We start from the raw sequence: 16,832 nt of genomic DNA, 5'->3' as shown, positions 1-16,832 counted from the left end.
ATATAGCGCTTTGGTCGAGCCGACAGCCGCGGTTCGTGCAAGCATCGGGCAAATGCCAAGAACGTCGCGCCACGCGGCCTGCGCAAGAACGATCAAATGAGCTTCGCCCAATGCCGATACCAACGGCATCGCGCTTCGCATGAGAGCTGCCATGACCCCCGTTGAAAAAGCCCTCTGGTTCATTGAAGGCCATTTCGCCGACAGCATCGAGCTCGACGACATCGCGGCGGTGGGCGGGGTTTCCCGCTTCTACCTGACCCGCGCTTTCGTCGCCGCGACAGGTCAGTCGGCCGTGCGTTATCTGCGCGGCCGCCGCCTGAGCGAGGCCGCCCGATCGCTTGCCGACGGTGCGCCCGACATCCTGGCGGTCGCCCTCGACGCCGGTTACGGCTCTCACGAAGCCTTCACACGGGCGTTTCGCGACCTGTTCGGGCTGACGCCCGAACAGGTGCGCAGCCAACGCCATCTCGTCAATGTGCCCCTGGTGGAGCCGATCAAAATGAACGAAGCCCTCCTCGCCCATCTCGAAACACCGCGCATCGAAGACGGCAAGGCCTTGCTGATCGCCGGCCTGAACGAGCGCTACAGCTGCGACAGCAGCAGAGCCATCCCGGCCCAGTGGCAACGCTTCGGGCCGCATTTCGGCCATGTCCCGGGACAGGTCGGGCAGGTCTCCTACGGCGTCTGCTACAACAGCGACGACGACGGCAATTTCGACTATCTGTGCGGCGTCGAGGTCAGCGACGTCTCAGGCCTGCCGCAGGACCTCGCCCGCCTCCGCGTGGCGGCCCAGCGTTATGCCGTCTTCGCCCATCGCGACCACATCTCGACCATCCGCCGCACCATGCACACGATCTGGAGCAAGTGGCTGCCGGAATCGGGCCACAACGCCACGGACGCTCCGCTGTTCGAACGTTATGGCGAGGAATTCGACCCACGCACCGGCAATGGCGGGCTGGAGATCTGGATCCCGATCAAGACCTGAACGCCCGCTCCGCCCGGGGGTCGGCCGGGCCACAAGGCCGGACGGCGACGCCGAGCCGCGGCGCCGTCCAGCCATGGCCCGGCGGCCCGGCCTCAGAGGCGGGCGGTCTCGAACCAGAACCGCGTGATATTTTCGGCCAGTTCCCGGTAGCCGTCGGACGAGCGCGGCTTCACCACATAGGCATTGGCGTTGCCGCGATAGCAGGCGTCGATATCCGCCCGCTGTTCGGACGAACTGAAGATGACGGTGGCCAGTCCGCAGGTCTCGTCGTCCTGTTTGATCGCCCGCAACACGTCATGGCCGTTCATGCCGGGCATGTTCAGGTCGAGCAGGATGAGGCCGGGATTGAACGTCTTGATCTGTGCGAGCGCCGCTTCGCCGCTCTCGGCATGTCGTATTTCCACGGGAGTCGAAACTCCCTTGAATGCGTTTTCGACGAAGAACACCTCGTCGGCATCGTCATCCACAATGAGAAGACGCCTCTTGTGAAGATCCATTACTGCTCCCGGCCGCCGAACGCACGGCCATCGATGTCATCGGCGGGGGAGTGTAAGCCTGAATCGCGCGCCTTGAGAATAGCCGGTGTCGAGCCAGATCTGGCCGTCGTGGCTCTCGACGATGCGCCGGCACAGCGCCAGGCCGAGCCCCATGCCGGGATAGCGGCTCTCGTCGCGATGCAGCCGCCGGAAGATCTCGAAGATGCGCTCGCTATATTGCGGATCGATGCCGAGGCCCTTGTCCTCGACTGAGATTTCCCATTGCTGGCCAGAGGCTTGCGCCGTGATCGTGACGACCGGCGGATCATCACGGCGGTATTTGAGGGCATTGGCGATGAGGTTCTGGAACAGCGTGACCAGCAGATCCGGATCGCCCCAGAGGACCGGCCGATCGATCAGATCGATCCTGGCGCCAGCCTCCTCGACCTGCGTGTCGAGCAGGGCTGTGGCCTCGGCAATGACGCGCTCCAGCGGTACCTCTTCCGATTTGACCGTCGCATAGGCGACCTGCGTATAGACCAGCAGGCTGCGGATCTGGCGCTGCATCCGCTCGACGCTGGCCATGATCCGCCTGGCATAACCGGTGGTCTCGGCATCCTGGTTTCCGACGCGGGCCTGCAGCAGGTCGGAGAACATGTTGATGTGGCGCAGGGGCGCCTGCAGGTCGTGCGAAACGATCGCCGAGAATTGCTGGAGCGCTTCGTTGGAATGACGCAGCTTGAGTTCCCGCAATTGCCGTTCGGTGTCATCGCGCACCACCGCCATGATGTTCGGCCGATCCGGGCCGACCTGCGCCATGAAACTGTAGGTGCTCTGGACCCAGATCCAGTGGCCGTCCTTGTGGCGCAGGCGATGGATGCTCGACGCCGAAGGATTGGCCGGGCCGATCGCCCGGTTGATCGCGAGAACCCGACCGAGGTCGTCGGGGTGGATCAGGTCGTCGGGCAATTTGGTCTGCATTTCCGCGACGCTGTAGCCGAGCAGTCTCAAGCAGGACGGTGAGGCGAAGGTGACCGGCCCCGAGGCCTTGCGCAGCAAGATGACATCGGTCGAGTTGTCGGCGAGCAGACGGTGGCGCTCCTCGCTGGCGGCCAGTTCGCCGGTGCGCCGGGCCACCCGCAATTCGAGATCCTGATTGGCGCGCTCGAGTGCCTTGGCCTGTTCCTGCAGCTGGACCGAGGCGCGGGAAAAGGCAGCGCCGATGCGGTTGATTTCGCTGATCGGCGTCTGCGGCGTGGCGGCCAGTTGGCCGGTGCCGACCGCGTCGGCCGCGCCGGCGAGCGCCGAGCTTGCCTGCGAAAACCGGTGGGCGAGAAAGGTGGCGGTGCCGACCGACAGGGTGAGCAGCGCGGCGGCGAGCGCGAACAACCGCCACAGCAACGAGCGCATGGGCGCTTCCAGCGCCTGGCGGTCGACCCCGGTCGTGACGAACCAGCCGGAAAGCTCCGAGCGGTTGTAATAGGCGGAGACGGCGACGCCCTCGGGATTGACGCCGCTCCAGGCGCCCTTGGCATCGCGGATCCGCTCATAACCCGGCAAGGCACGGCCGACCGATTCCTCATGCCGGGTGGACCGGGTGATGACCCGGCCGGCGCGGTCCGCGATCGAGGCATAATAGGGCGGCTCGACCCCGCGTTCCCCGAGAAAGCGCGCAAGATAGGCCGGACTGAGCGCGGTGGTCAGGAAATACAACACCTCGCCGTCGCGAATGACGGGTACGCTGATACCGACCGCGTACTGGCCTTCGGCCTGGCGCGTATAGAGGTCGGTGATGAAGGGCTGTTTCGCTTCCAGCACCTCCTGTTGCCGCGCGGTGATCGGCTCTTTGCCCAAGGGGGCGCCCAAGGGGCGCGCCGTATCGATGACGACCTGGTTGGTCCGATCGCGCATCCGGATCGCGATGCCCTGTTCGACGAACTGGCGCGCCTGCAGATCAAAGCGCCGGAAGTCGGCATTGTCGATCGCCGGCGACGTCGCCAGGGCCTGCAGCAGGGAAATGCGCGCGGCCAGGAGCCGGTCGAGATCGGCGACGAGATCTTCGTTGCGCTGATAGGCCACCGCCTCGAAACGCTGCCATTCGGACCAGGCATAGCGATAGGTGACATAGGCCGCGAAGATCAGCGGAGGTATGGCGAGCGCCGCCGCGAAGGCGGCAAGGTAGTGCGCCAAGGACCTCGCTTTGACCGGCCCTTGCATAGACGCCCCTTCTGGTCCGATTCGCGATTGAGCCACTCAGCGCTACGACAACTTGACAGCGCGTGCCAAGCGCCCTCCTCATATCGCCGCGTGAGTCGCGGCAGCAACCTCCGCGTGCGCGACGTGGTGGTTCCGGTGCGTCTTGAATGGACGCGCCCGGTCAGTGAAAAATTAACGGCGGCATTGTTTCATGTCGCCTCCAAATCATGCATTGGCCTTGCCGGAGACGGACATGCGGCAGCTCACCCGCCTGATGATTGTTGACGACGAGTTGCATGACATCGGCTTCATGATGCAATTTTTCGAAGAAGCGCTCAGCGAATGCAGCTTCGAAACCTTCGCTTCGGCCGAACAGGCGCTGGCGCGGCTGAACTTCGAGAACGAGGGCGGCGACAATCCGGCGCTGGCCGAGGATCCCGATATCATCATCCTGGATCTGGAGCTGGGCGCGATGAACGGCTTCGATTTCCTGAAAGCCCTGCGCAAGGACGAGACGCTCCGGCAGATCCCGGTCGTGGTGATTTCCGGCGCCGACACCAAGCAGGCGATCGACAAGGCCTATGAGGCCGGCGCCAATGCCATGTTCCGCAAGCCCTCGGCGCTGCAGGACTATCGCGCGATGATCGGCGCCATCGTCGACTACTGGAAGAAGACGGCCCGCCACGCCGCCTGACCACTCGGGGCCGAGACAACCTCCGACCTTTGGGGGACACGGCTTTCCTCCCGGCCAGGGTCAGGTGATGCTAGCCTCGGAGCAAGCCGAGGGAACCGATCATGGCTGCCGCATTCCATTTCGAGCTTTGCGACCTGCCGCGCGACGAGGCGCGGGCGCTCAGGTCCAAGGTCCGCAACTTCCTGAACGATGTTTCGGCCGGTTGGACGATCGCCGACCGGGCCCGGTCGTGGACCGCTTTCGACCGCGACTTCAGCCGGCAGGTCGGCCGGCACGGCTGGATCGGCATGACCTGGCCGGCCAATTACGGCGGCCACGAGCGCAGTGCGCTCGAGCGTTATGTCGTGCTGGAGGAAATGCTGGCCGCCGGTGCGCCGGTCGCGGCGCATTGGATCGCCGACCGCCAGAGCGGCCCCTTGATCCTGCGGGTCGGCACTGACGAGCAGAAGCGCGAATTCCTGCCACGCATCGCGCGCGGCGAGCTCGCCTTCTGCATCGGCTTGAGCGAGCCCGATTCCGGCTCGGACCTCGCCTCGCTCAGGTCCAAGGCGACCCGGATCAGCGGCGGCTGGCGGCTCGACGGCGCCAAGATCTGGACCACCAACGCCCATCAATCGGACTTCATGATCGGGTTGTTCCGCACGGCGCCGGCATCCGAGACGGCGCGCCATATCGGGCTGTCGCAGTTCCTGATCGATCTGAAGTCGTCCGGCATCGAGATCCGGCCGATCGCCGATCTGACCGGCGAAAGCCATTTCAACGAGGTGCGCTTCGACGCCGTCTTTGTTCCCGACAGCATGATGGTCGGCCGCGAAGGCGACGGCTGGGCGCAGGTCAATGCCGAGCTTGCCTTCGAGCGCAGCGGCCCGGACCGCTATCTCAGCGCCTATCCGCTGGTTCCGCCGATGCTCGATGCGATCGGCAAGACCGGCTTCGAAGCGCAAGCCGCCCGTGACGTCGGCCGGCTGGTGGCACGGCTCGCTACGCTCCGCGCCATGTCGATCTCGGTCGCCGGCATGTTGCAGGCCGGCGCGACGCCGCTGCAGGAAGCCGCGCTGATCAAGGATCTCGGCGTCGATCTCGAGCAGGATACGCCGCGCCTGGTCGAGGACCTGGTCGGCCTGCCGCCGGCCTTCGACGATCCGGGCGGGCTTGCCGCGGCGACCGCCTATGTCACCCAGGTCGCGCCGACCTTCTCGCTGCGCGGCGGCACCCGCGAAATCATGCGCGGGCTGACCGCCCGCGGCCTTGGCCTGAGGTGAACGCGATGGACCTGGCGGCACTGCTCGGCGATCAGCTGGAGCGACTGTTCCTCGACCATGTCGATCGCAACTGCCTGCATGCCGCCGAGAGCGGCATCTGGCCGGCGGCGCTCTGGTCGGCGGTCGAGGACTTCGGCTTGCGCACGGCGCTGGTTCCCGAAGCGGCCGGCGGCAGCGGGCTCGGCTGGTCGGAGGCCGGCGCGATCCTGCAACGCACCGGACGCTTCGCGGCGCCAATCCCGCTCGGCGAGACGATGATCGCGGCCGCCCTGCTGGCGCGCGCCGGCATCGCGATTCCCGAGGGCGTGCTCGTGTTCGCCGATGGCCGGGCCTTGAAAGTCGATGACGGCCTCATCGAGGGCCGGCTGCCGGCGGTTGCCTGGGCCCACGCGGCAAGTCATCTGGTGGTCGCCGCGGGCCCCGACGACGACACCCGGCTGTGCCTTCTCGACCTCCGCCACGCCGAGGCACATCCCTTGAGGTCGATCGGCCGGGACGCCCGCGACGACGTGGTGCTGAGGGGCGCGAAGCCCGTCGCGACCGCGCCGATCGAGGCCGCCGCCGCGGTCGGCATCCTGGAGCTCGGCGCGCTGATGCGCGCCAGCCAGATCGCCGGCGCGCTCCGGCGGGTGATGGAACTCGCCGTCGATTATGCCAATACCCGCCAGCAGTTCGGCCGGCCGATCGGCCGGTTCCAGGCGATCCAGCAATCCCTGGCGCAACTGGCGGCGGAAGTCGCTGCGGCGGAAGTCGCCTCGGCAGCCGGCTGGCGGGCGCGCGACAAGAGCGAGGCCGGTCTGGGCAAGGCCGGGTTCGAAGCCGCCGTCGCCCGGATCCGCTGCAGCGAGGCGGCGCGGCTCGGCTGCGCGATCGCCCATCAGGTGCATGGCGCGATCGGCGTCACCGACGAACACATGCTGCATTATTTCACCCGCCGCCTCTGGCTCTGGCGACTGGAATTCGGCGCCGAGACCTGGTGGGCGGAAGAGCTCGGCGCCACGGTCCTCGAAGCCGGCGGCGACAAGCTCTGGCCCCTCCTGACGCGAGACGATCCGGCATGACCTCCTTCCTCGACATCACCCGCGACGGCGCGATCGTCACCCTCACGATGAACCGGCCGGAGGAACGCAATGCCATCTCCGACGTCGAGAGCTGCGACGAATTCGTCGACGCCTGCCGGGACATCACCGCCGATACATCGATCGCGGCGGTGATCCTGACCGGCGCCGGGGCCTCGTTCAGTGCCGGCGGCAATCTCAAGAAAATGCGCGACCGCACCGGCTTCGCGCCGAAGGAAACACCGATCGCCACCCGCAACAGCTACCGGCGCAGCGTCCAGCGCATTCCGTTGGCGCTCTACGAGCTGGAGGTGCCGACCATCGCGGCGGTCAACGGCCATGCCATTGGCGTCGGCCTCGACCTCGCCTGCATGTGCGACATCCGCATCGCCTCCGACAAGGCGGTGTTCGCCGAGAGCTTCGTCAAGCTCGGCATCATTCCAGGCGATGGCGGGGCCTGGCTCCTGCCGCGCCTGGTCGGCATGTCGAAAGCCGCCGAGATGACCTTTACCGGCGACACCCTGTCGGCCGAGGAGGCCAAGGCCTGCGGGCTGGTGTCGAAGGTGGTGCCCCATGACACGCTGATGGATCAGGCCCGGGCCATGGCCGGCCGGATCGCCGCCAATCCGATCACCGCGGTGCGCTTCAGCAAACGGCTGATGCGCGAGGGCCAGCATGTCCGGCTCGATACGCTGCTCGAACTGTCGGCGGCGTTCCAGGCGATGGCCCACGAGACCGAGGACCATCGCGAGGCGGTCGATGCCTGGCTGGAGAAGCGCAAGCCGGTCTTCACAGGGCGCTGAGGCGCTCGCTGCCGGGCACCCGCCGTGCGGCCCCGGCTGCCGCGAGATCCCACCCTTGCGGCGCGAGGCCTTTCAGGCCTCGGACGGCGGATGTATGCGTCGCCGGTCCATCGGCCGGCACATGGCCCGTGCCACCAGGGAGACCGGACATGGGCAATGCCTTCGAAAGCCCATTCAAGAGCGCACTGCTGTCGGACCAGGTGACCAATCCGAACATCAGGGTCGGCCGCTGCGGCAACCCGGCCAGGCCGATCCGCAAGCGATTTGCCGACGGCGACATCACAATGCCCCTCGACATGGCCTGGTGGGACTGGCCGCTCGACCAGATCAAGGCGGCCATGGCACTCCTTTGCGCCGGCGACATAGCGGCCCTCCACGCCCGGTGGAAAGCAGCCCATCGCGGCGATCGGTAGGCCCGGCGGCGACGCCACGCCGCCGGCGCGGCGGATGGAGACCCGATTGAACAGGAATGGAACAGTGTTTGAACGTCAAAGCATCGCCGAGATGGCGGGCTATGTGCCCGGCGCCCAGCCGGACGGGCTGGTTGTCGCCAAGCTGAACACCAACGAGAACCCGTTCCCGCCCGCGCCGGCCGTGATGGCAGCCTTGCGCGACATCCCGGCCGATGCCTTGCGCCGTTATCCCGACCCGGTGGCGCGCGGCTTTCGGCAGGCCGCTGCCGCGCTGCACGGCGTGGCGCCGGAGCACATCATCGCGACCAATGGCGGCGATGAACTGCTGCGCCTGGCCTTTACGACCTTCCTGGATCCCGGTGGCACCGTCGGCATCGCCGAGCCGAGCTATTCGCTCTATCCCGTCCTCGCGGCCATCCAGGACTGCCGCCTGTGCCGCGCGCCACTCGCAGACGACTGGTCGCTGGCGAGCGGCAGCGCCGCGGTGTGGAACGCAGCCGGCGCCCGGCTGGCGATCCTGGTGAACCCGCACGCGCCGTCGGGGCGCCTGAGTTCGGCGGCCGAACTCGCCGCCGTCGCCGCCGCCTTCCGCGGGGTCCTGCTGATCGACGAGGCCTATGTCGATTTCGTCGATCCGGCGCGCGGCCACGACACCCTCGCACTGATCCGGGACCTTCCGAACGTCCTGCTGCTGCGCACCATGAGCAAGGGGTATTCGCTGGCCGGCCTGCGGTTCGCCTATGGCATCGGCGCGGCGCCGCTGATCGCGCCGATGCTGACCAAGACCAAGGATTCCTACAATGTCGACGCGATCTCGCAGAGGCTCGCCGAGACCGCGCTCCGCCACCATGGACATGCCGCCGAAGGCTGGGCGACGATCCGTGCCGAACGCGCACGCCTGGCGCGCGAACTGGGCGCACGCGGCTTCGACTGCGCCGCGTCGGAAACCAATTTCCTGCTGGCCACCGCTGCGCACGAAACGGCCGGCGGAGCCGAGGCGCTGTATCGCGGTCTTGCCGCCCGCGGCATCTTCGTCCGCTGGTTCGATCAGGATCGCCTGCGCCACCGCCTGCGCATCACCATCGGCACGCCTGACGAGAATGATGCACTGCTGGCGGCGGTCGATGCCCTGAGCCGGCAAGCCTGATACAGCGAGCGCGCGTCAGAGACCGGCCGCCGGGCGGTCCTCATGGGCCGCGCGGCTGTCGGCCGGCGCCTCGTCGCGCCGCTCGGTCATGGCATAGTCGCGCAGCACCGCGGCAACCCGCAGGCGGTAGTCGCGGAAGATGCCGCCGCGGCCGGCGGCCTGGGTGGCGCGATGTTTGATGTGGTTGCGCCAGCCGGCGACCGCGGCTTCGTCGCGCCAGAACGACAACGACAGGAGCTTGTCCGGATCGGTCAGGCTCTGGAAGCGCTCGACCGAGACGAAGCCGTCCATGCCGTGCAGGTCGTCGCGCAGCCGGGCGGCCAGCGTCATGTAGTCGGACTTGCGGCCCTCGGCCGGCGAAACCTCGAAAATGACCGCAATCATGGCGCTATCTCTGTCCCCTGGAGAAAGGCGATCGTAGCCCGGTAGAGGTCGCCGCGGCTCTCCTCCAGATGCATGAGATGGGTGCCCCTGGCGATCTTGATGTCGCGCTTTTCCGGCGTTCCGGTCAGCGCGGCCATCAGCCAGGCCGCATCCGCATCGGTGGTCAGGCTGTCCCATTCGCCGCGCAGGATGGCGGTCGGCGCGGTGATCAGGCCCGGGTCATAGCCGAGCCTGCCGGACCAGGCCGCCATGATATCCGCCGCCGGACCATTGGGAATGCGCACCGATGGCGGGGACCGCCCGGCGCTGTGCCGGTCGGAAGCCAGATAGGCTTCGGCCCAGAGCCTGAAATGGCGGTCGAGAAGAACCGGCGGATGGCCTGCCGGCACGTCCTCGACAAAGCGCTGATATTGCTGGGCGATGGTGACCAGGCGCAGCGGATCGAGCGGTGGCGTTTCGCGGACCGTCTCGCGCCGGACGATCGGGCCGAACAGAACCAGGCGATCGACGAGATCGGGGTGCGCGGCGGCGAACCGCCCCGCGGCGATCGTGCCCCAGGAATGCGCGATGATCGAAACCCTGGCGGCCCCGGTCTCGGCCAGCACGGCGCGGACGACCCGCTCGATCTGGCCGGCCGCCTCCGGCGCGCGGCCAAGGGGTTGGCCGGGCGGCCGCGCCATCTGCGGGTCGTCGGGATAGGCCTCGGAACCGCCGAAGCCGGCGAAATCGAAGGCCCAGACCGAAAATCCGACACAGGCCAGCACGTCGGCCCAGGAGACACGGTCGAACCGGAACATGATCGAACAGGCGGACGGGAAGGTCGCGCCGTGGACATAGAGCACCGGCCGCGCCCGGTCGACCGCGGCCAATGTCTGCTCGCGCATCAGCAGGGCCGGCTGCCAGCCCGTCGTGCCGGTTGCCGCCCTGCCCGGCAGGATCATGGTTCGCTCGCAAGCCGCTTCCATTGCGCCGTCTCCTTGTCGCCGGACCGAACGCGGAGGGCTTGAACATGTTCAAGCAAACCGCCTTCTACACGACCCGGATCCTGGACGGGATCGCGGCCCGATCGGTTCGGCGCGGACCGAAGCGTCGGCGGCTCCGGCCTCAGGCCCGCTTGACCGACCAGGGATAGGGGGCCGAGCCCGCGAGGATGCCGCTCAGGCTCTTGCGATAGGCCGTCTTGATGGTGAACTGGCCGAGCGGCACGGTCGCCACCTGGTCGAGTGCCAGACGCCCCAAGGTGCCGGCCGCCTTCTTCTGCGCGGCCTCGTCGGAGGCGAACAGCCATTCCTCGGCCAGGGCTTCAGCCTGCTGATTGGTCCACCAGCCGAACCAGCCGGCCTGGCCCGGGCCGCGCACCAGAGTGGAGAGCGCCGGATTGCTCCAGCCAAACGTGCTGCCGGTGGTGTGGAAGATGCTCCAGCCGCCCTTTTCCACGGGCTCGCGGCTGTTGCGCCGCTGGATCACGGTGCCCCAGTCGCTCTCGTTCAGGTCGACATTCATGCCGATCTTGCCGAGCACGTCGGCGGTCACCTGGCCGAGCGGCCCGATATCGGGGAAATCGGTCGGGTTGATGATCACCACCTTCTGGCCGGAATAGCCCGAGGCCTTCAGCGCCTCCCTGGCTGTCTCGATGCTTTGCGGCATCAGGTCTTCCTGCTCGCCGGCATAGTTCGGCGTGCCGCGGCCCCACAGGCTCCTGCAGGTCTGCCAGATCGTGGTGTCGTCGCCCTGGCTGGCCCGCATATATTCTTCCTGCCGCACCGCCATGCGCACGGCCTGGCGCACCTTCACGTTGTCGAAGGGCGGCTGCAGATGGTTGAGCCGCATGATCGAAGTGCGGCCGGTGAGGTCGATGACCTCGCGGACGATGTCGCGATTGCGCGCCAGCATCGGCTGCAGGTCGGCGAGCGGGCGCTCCCACCAGTCGACCTCGCCGCGCATCAAGGCGTTGGCGGCGGTCGCGGGATCCGGAATGATCTGCCATTCGATGCGCGGGAAATGCGTGATCTTGCCGCCGGAATTGCGGCTCGGCGGCTCGCGGCGCGGCACATAGCCATCGAATTTCTCATAGACCGACCGGACGCCGGAATTGTACTCGGCCGCCATGAAACGATAGGGGCCGGAGCCGACGACCTCGGTGATCTGCCTGTTGCCATCGGTTTTGGCCAGCCGTTCGGGCATCATGAAGCAAGCGCCGTCGGCTTTGGCGAGCGCGTTGAGCAGCAGCGGAAAGGCGCGGGTCAGCCGGATCTCGAAGGTCCGGTCGTCGACAATGGTGAAACCCTCGGTCGCCTTGCCGAGCAAGAGGCCAAAGGTGTCGCGCTGGCACCAACGGGCGATGCTGGTGGTGCAGTCGACCGCGCGCACCGGGCTGCCGTCATGGAACTTCAGCCCTTCGCGCAGCCGGATGCGCCATTTGCGGCCATTGTCGAGCACCTCGTGGCCCTCGGCCATTTGCGGCTGGGGTTTGTAGTTCGCGTCCTCGCCATACAGCGTGTCATAGACGTAATAGCCGTGATTGCCGGTCACCGTCGCGGTGGTCCAGATCGGGTCGAGCGAGGTGAGATTGGCCTGCGGCACGAAGCGCAGCGTCGTGGCTCGCGTGTCCTGACCGAGAGCAGGCGCGGCAAAAAGCGAGGCGGCGGCACCATTGAGAAGCGTACGACGATGCATCGGGGTCACTCCGGGATACGGCGGAACCCCAGTCGAGACGATCGATGACCCCGGCGTCAACCTTTCTCAGCTCATGAAGCATCGCCAGCGGCACGATCCCCGGGACCGGTCGTGAGACAGGCACCCGGCGCGACGCGCTTTCGCGCATCGCGCCGGGTGTCGTTCCGGTCAGATGCTGGTGGCGACGATCGGCGCGGTCGCGGCGGCGACCGCATTGCGCGCCTCGGCGGGGGCATGGTCATTGCCTCGGGGCGACGCCATCGAGCAGGAAGTCGAGGCCCCTCCTGAAAGCGCCGTTCCAATCGTCGTCCAACAGCAGACGAGAGCGTTCGATCGTCGGATAGCGTTCGCTGAGTTGTGTGAGGCGAAGCTGCCCGGCGGCCCTGTCGTCGGCCGAGAGATCGAAACTTCCCCGGGTTATCGTGGCGCCCATCACATAGTTCCAGACCGACCATATCGCGACGTTCAGATCTGCGTCTGCTACGCCGGCTCCGGATAAGGTCTTGCTCAGCAGTTCCAGGCGACTGAGCATGTTCGGGCCAAGCGCCCGGCGCGGCAACAGCGCTGCCGACCAAGGATGGCGCAGCATGCTGGCACGCCAGTCCTCGAGCATATGAACGACGTCTCCGCGCCAGTCGTGCGTTTCAACTGTTTGCGGCGGCCGGCGGTATTCGAGGACTGCGTCGAGCGCCAGATCAAAGACCTCCTCCTTGTTGTCGACGTGCCAATATAGGCTCATCGCACCCGAGCCGAGGCGATCGGCCAGCCGACGCATCGTCAATCCATCGACGCCTTGGGCGTCCAGCAGTTCCAACGCGGTCGCTACGATACGTTCCAGCGAGAGAGGCGGTTCACTGCGCGACGCCTGGACTGACGGTATCGCCACATCCATCCGTCGAGATCGCTTGCCCTGGGCGCCGCTACGTTTGGCTGCCATCCGTGTTCCTCGCTGTCAGAACGTCGATTTTGGCCGGCACCACGACAAATGTCGACCCTCACCGGTTGACTCGTACAGCGTACGATGCGACTAAATCGTACGCTGTACGAGTCGGTCGTAAGATGAAGTCGGGCAACGCTCAACCATGCCGGCCGCGAGGTTGTCGCAGTCCGCCGAGCCACGAAAAAATCATGTCACGGACACTCAAGCATCTGCCTATCGGAGGGCCAATCATCATGACCGTGGGAGTTCCCACTGCGACGACAGCCAATGAGAATGATCTCAAGCTGACCATCGTCAATCCACAGAACCTCTACGACCCGACGCCGAACGGCTACAGCACGGCGGTGATCGTGCCCGGCGAAGCCAAGGTGGCTTACATTTCAGGACAGGGCGGCCAGGACAGCACGGGAGGCTTGTCGCCCGACTTCGCTGTCCAGGTGAAGCAGGCCTACGCGAATTTGCGCAGCGCCCTCGATGCACTTGGTGCGAAGCCGGATCAGGTCGCCAAGCTCACGGTGTTCGTGGTCGATCACGACATGTCCAAGCTCGAGGTGCTGACCAGGAACGTCAAGGAAATGTTCGGCGAGACACTGCCGGCGCAGACCCTGGTTCCCGTCCCCAAGCTCGCCATCGACCCCATGCTCTTCGAGGTCGAAGCCGTCGTCATGCTGAAATAGCGGCGCCGACAGATCAGCTACGATCGCCAAGTGTGAGCATGACTACCCTCGGGTACTCATGGGGACCTGTAGGAGGAGGTGGGGCTGTTCGGATTGCCGGTGTCCCACTTCACCCGCGGACCGGGTTCGGCCGCCGCCTGGTGGCGGCAGCGGCGCCCCATCCCGACAACGTCGTCGGGCCTATGTGCAAGCAATGTCCGCTCTTGGCGCAAAGCGGACCCCAGACAACGGTGGTCAGAAATCTATAGGCGCGACAACCACATGGCAGTGCCCAGTTTCATTCTGTCCAGCGCGGCGATGAACGAACCGGCGAGCGCCGTGCGGCGCGTGATCAGATGCGACATGCGATCTCACCCCAGAGTGATGCCGAAGCGGCGGCGATCGTCGCGCGCCGACGGCTCTTGATCGCGACCGGGGCGAGCGAAGCCGCGGCGGGTTTGTGGCATCGCGGAGGTCTTGTCGGGTGGAGCTTGTGGCCCCGGATTACCGGAATATCGCGCGGCGTGGCGGCGGCCGGATTGAGCTAATCGAACCCCATGAAGCCCGGGCTGTCGCTCAACGCCGGCGCGGTCCTGAGCCTGCCGATATCAGGCACCGGCCGCGCGGTGCGCGGGTCGCCTGCAAGCAGCCTTTCGAGCGCCGCCGCCACCGCCAGCACCTTGGCATCGCCGCCGCGCGGGCCGACGATCTGCAGGCCGAAGGGCATGCCGTTGCGGTCGAGACCGACGGGCAGGGAAATCGCGGGATGGCCCACCACGGTGACTGCATAGGCATTGGCGAGCCAGTGGAAGTAGCTGCGCGTCGGCTGGCCGTCGATCTCGGCCGGATAGAGCTCGGACCAGGGCCGCGGACTGAGCGTGACCGCCGGCGTCAGGATGACGTCGTAGCGCTCGAAGAAGGTCTGCCAGCGCCGGTAGAGCACGGTCTGGTGCTTCATCGCCTGGGTCGCGTCGAGGGCCGAGTAACGCAAGCCCTCCTCGACATTGGCGCGGACATTGGGACCGACCAGTTCGGGCGTGTCGCGCACCCGCTCATACATGCTCGCCATGAACGACATGGAGCGCAGCACCTCGAAGGTCTTGTCGGTGCCCGAACAGTCAGGCGTCGTATCGTCGGCGCCGGCGAAGACGTGGCGGAACAGGCCGGTCTTCTCGGCGAAGACCTCGCGAATATGCCGCTCGGTCGGGGCAAAGCCGAAATCCGGGGTCAGCGCGACGCGCAGCGCCGAGAGATCGGCTGAACCCGGTATCGCGAAGTCTTCCGGCCGGCGCACGGTCCTGCCGTGGATGGTGGTGGAGAGCGGATCGGCGGCATCGTCGGAAGCCATGGTCGACAGCAACAGGCAGAGATCCGGCACGGTGCGGGCCATCGGGCCGGAGACGCTCAAGGGGTTCCAGCCGAGCAGCCGCCTTTCGCTCGGCACCACGCCGGGCGACGGCCTGAAGCCGACAATGCCGTTGAAGGCCGCCGGATTGCGCAACGAGCCGCCGGTATCCGAGCCGGTGGCGATCGGCACCATATTGGTCGCCAGCACCACGCCGGAGCCGCCTGACGAGCCGGCCGCCGAACGTGAGGGGTCGAAGGGATTGCCGGTCGCGCCATAGACGGCGTTGCGGGTATTGGCGCCGGCACCCCATTCCGGCGTGTTGGTCTTGCCGATGACGATCGCGCCGGCCTGGCGCACCGACCTGACGATCAGCTGGTCCTCGGTCGGCACATTGTCGCGGAACAGGACGCTGCCGAAGGTGGTGCGCAAGCCTGCGGTGTTTTCGAGATCCTTGACGCCGACGGGAAGCCCGTGAAGGGCGCCGAGCGCATCGCCTCTGACGGTCGCGGCATCGGCGGCCTTCGCCGTGGCGCGGGCGCGCTCGAAATCACGCGCCACCATGGCGTTGACGGCATGGTCGACCGCCTCGATCCGGCCGATGCAGCTTTCCAGCAGTTCGCTCGCCGAGAGCTGTTTCGCGCCGATCAGCGCACGGGCTTCCACCGCACTGAGGTCACAAGGTTCCATCTCGCCGTCCGCTCCTTCGATGCCGGGACGGGAGCCTAGATGTTTGATCCCGGGCTTTGATGGTGCAATCTCGATGCAGGAATCGAGGGACGCGCTATGGGCCAGGTTCTCCACGGGAGCGCCACGACGACTGAGGCGGTCCGTCGAGCGATACAACATAGTCAAGAGAGCCTGAGGGCTCTGTCTAAGCGCTACGGGATTAACCAGAAGACGGTCGCGAAGTGGAAGAAGCGGACCTCGGTGACCGATGTGCCGACCGGGCCGAAGAACCCGACTTCGACAGTGCTGACGATTGAGGAAGAGGCCGTGATCGTCGCCTTCCGGAAGCATACTTTGCTGCCGCTCGACGACTGCCTCTATGCGCTACAGCCGACGATCCCGACGCTGACGCGGTCATCCCTGCACCGCTGCCTGCAGCGTCACGGGATCAGCCGCCTGCCCGAGGTCGAAGGCGAGAAGCCGGCGAAGACGAAGTTCAAATCCTATCCGATCGGCTTCTTCCACATCGATATCGCCGAGGTGCAGACCGCTGAGGGCAAGCTGTACCTCTATGTCGCCATCGATCGCACGAGCAAATTCGCCGTCGTACAGATCGTCAGGAAGACGGGGCGGACCTCCGCGTCAGCCTTCCTCTCGGCCTTGATCGAGGCCGTCCCCTACAAGATCCATACCGTTCTCACCGACAACGGCATCCAGTTCACCTTCCCGCCACGGTATGCCGATGGTCCGACGGCGCGCTACGTGACGCACATGTTCGGCATGCGCTGCCAGGAGAACGGCATCGAGCACCGCCTCACCAAGGTGAAGCACCCTTGGACGAACGGCCAGGTCGAGCGCATGAACCGCACCATCAAAGAAGCCACCGTCAAGCGTTACCACTACGACAGCCACCGGCAGTTCGAAGCGCATCTCGCCGACTTCGTCAGCGCCTACAATTTCGGGCGGAGGCTGAAGACCCTCAAGGGCCTCACACCCTACGAATTCATCTGCAAACTCTGGACAACAGAGCCTCAACGATTCAGGCTCGATCCACTCCATCAAATGCCGGGACTAAACACCTAGAACGGGCCGTGACCGGTGACCACATCAGCCAATGCAAGGCGCGGC

At 66.4% G+C, this 16,832-nt stretch carries 15 protein-coding genes and 1 pseudogene; 9 read left to right on the top strand and 7 right to left on the bottom strand.

Going from position 1 to position 16,832, the window contains the following annotated elements; translation table 11 throughout:
* Positions 1-151: 151 nt before the first annotated feature.
* Positions 152-985: an AraC family transcriptional regulator gene (locus E8M01_RS20390; protein ID WP_136961815.1), complete on the top strand. Its 834-nt coding sequence runs from the start codon at positions 152-154 to the stop codon at positions 983-985.
* 92 nt (positions 986-1,077) lie between these two features.
* On the opposite strand, the gene E8M01_RS20385 is transcribed toward E8M01_RS20390, so the two are convergent.
* Together E8M01_RS20385 and E8M01_RS20380 are read right to left on the bottom strand one after the other, a co-directional pair.
* Positions 1,078-1,482: a response regulator gene (locus E8M01_RS20385; protein WP_136961814.1), complete on the bottom strand. Its 405-nt coding sequence runs from the start codon at positions 1,480-1,482 to the stop codon at positions 1,078-1,080.
* A 36-nt stretch (positions 1,483-1,518) separates the two neighbouring features.
* Entirely contained in the window at positions 1,519-3,651 is a 2,133-nt protein-coding gene (locus E8M01_RS20380) for a sensor histidine kinase (protein ID WP_170181992.1), read from the bottom strand.
* Between the two features lie 259 nt (positions 3,652-3,910).
* Between E8M01_RS20380 and E8M01_RS20375 the strand changes: the two genes are divergently transcribed.
* The 6 genes and pseudogenes from E8M01_RS20375 (at position 3,911) to E8M01_RS20350 (ending at position 9,034) form a co-directional block, all read left to right on the top strand.
* Positions 3,911-4,351: a response regulator gene (locus E8M01_RS20375; protein ID WP_170181991.1), complete on the top strand. Its 441-nt coding sequence runs from the start codon at positions 3,911-3,913 to the stop codon at positions 4,349-4,351.
* 101 nt (positions 4,352-4,452) lie between these two features.
* Positions 4,453-5,613 (top strand): acyl-CoA dehydrogenase family protein, encoded by a 1,161-nt coding sequence (locus E8M01_RS20370; RefSeq protein ID WP_136961811.1) that lies wholly within the window; start codon positions 4,453-4,455, stop codon positions 5,611-5,613.
* Between the two features lie 5 nt (positions 5,614-5,618).
* On the top strand, positions 5,619-6,674 hold the full coding sequence (locus E8M01_RS20365; protein ID WP_136961810.1) for an acyl-CoA dehydrogenase family protein: 1,056 nt from the start codon (positions 5,619-5,621) through the stop codon (positions 6,672-6,674).
* Entirely contained in the window at positions 6,671-7,474 is an 804-nt protein-coding gene (locus E8M01_RS20360; protein WP_136961809.1) for a crotonase/enoyl-CoA hydratase family protein, read from the top strand. Before E8M01_RS20365 ends, E8M01_RS20360 begins: the two co-directional genes overlap by 4 nt.
* A 233-nt stretch (positions 7,475-7,707) precedes the next feature.
* Positions 7,708-7,887 (top strand): annotated as a pseudogene (locus E8M01_RS20355) (type B chloramphenicol O-acetyltransferase); the annotation flags it as partial.
* Positions 7,888-7,951: 64 nt separating this feature from the next.
* Positions 7,952-9,034 (top strand): pyridoxal phosphate-dependent aminotransferase, encoded by a 1,083-nt coding sequence (locus tag E8M01_RS20350; protein WP_215908778.1) that lies wholly within the window; start codon positions 7,952-7,954, stop codon positions 9,032-9,034.
* Positions 9,035-9,049: 15 nt separating this feature from the next.
* Here E8M01_RS20350 and E8M01_RS20345 read toward each other — a convergent pair whose 3' ends face one another.
* The 4 genes from E8M01_RS20345 to E8M01_RS20330 all read right to left on the bottom strand — a co-directional run bounded on the left by E8M01_RS20345 (position 9,050) and on the right by E8M01_RS20330 (position 13,031).
* Complete coding sequence (locus E8M01_RS20345) at positions 9,050-9,418, bottom strand: antibiotic biosynthesis monooxygenase family protein (protein ID WP_136961806.1); 369 nt, start codon at positions 9,416-9,418, stop codon at positions 9,050-9,052.
* The gene (locus E8M01_RS20340) at positions 9,415-10,359 is read right to left on the bottom strand and encodes an alpha/beta fold hydrolase (RefSeq protein WP_170181990.1); all 945 of its coding nucleotides are present in this window, start codon (positions 10,357-10,359) and stop codon (positions 9,415-9,417) included. Before E8M01_RS20340 ends, E8M01_RS20345 begins: the two co-directional genes overlap by 4 nt.
* 163 nt (positions 10,360-10,522) lie before the next feature.
* A complete protein-coding gene (locus E8M01_RS20335; RefSeq protein ID WP_136961804.1) occupies positions 10,523-12,094 on the bottom strand; it encodes an ABC transporter substrate-binding protein in 1,572 nt (523 codons plus the stop codon).
* Between the two features lie 238 nt (positions 12,095-12,332).
* Positions 12,333-13,031 (bottom strand): TetR/AcrR family transcriptional regulator, encoded by a 699-nt coding sequence (locus E8M01_RS20330; RefSeq protein WP_136961803.1) that lies wholly within the window; start codon positions 13,029-13,031, stop codon positions 12,333-12,335.
* Positions 13,032-13,222: 191 nt separating this feature from the next.
* On the opposite strand from E8M01_RS20330, the gene E8M01_RS20325 reads away from it, so the two are divergent.
* Positions 13,223-13,711 (top strand): RidA family protein, encoded by a 489-nt coding sequence (locus E8M01_RS20325; protein ID WP_136961802.1) that lies wholly within the window; start codon positions 13,223-13,225, stop codon positions 13,709-13,711.
* Between the two features lie 523 nt (positions 13,712-14,234).
* On the opposite strand, the gene E8M01_RS20320 is transcribed toward E8M01_RS20325, so the two are convergent.
* Entirely contained in the window at positions 14,235-15,725 is a 1,491-nt protein-coding gene (locus E8M01_RS20320) for an amidase (protein ID WP_136961801.1), read from the bottom strand.
* 96 nt (positions 15,726-15,821) lie between these two features.
* Between E8M01_RS20320 and E8M01_RS20315 the strand changes: the two genes are divergently transcribed.
* The gene (locus E8M01_RS20315; RefSeq protein WP_136958885.1) at positions 15,822-16,787 is read left to right on the top strand and encodes an IS481 family transposase; all 966 of its coding nucleotides are present in this window, start codon (positions 15,822-15,824) and stop codon (positions 16,785-16,787) included.
* The last annotated feature ends 45 nt before the right edge of the window (positions 16,788-16,832 follow it).

Origin of the sequence: Phreatobacter stygius (genome assembly GCF_005144885.1) — a bacterium.
Taxonomy (GTDB): Bacteria; Pseudomonadota; Alphaproteobacteria; order Rhizobiales; family Phreatobacteraceae; genus Phreatobacter; species Phreatobacter stygius.
This window is presented reverse-complemented; position numbering and strand designations above follow the sequence as displayed.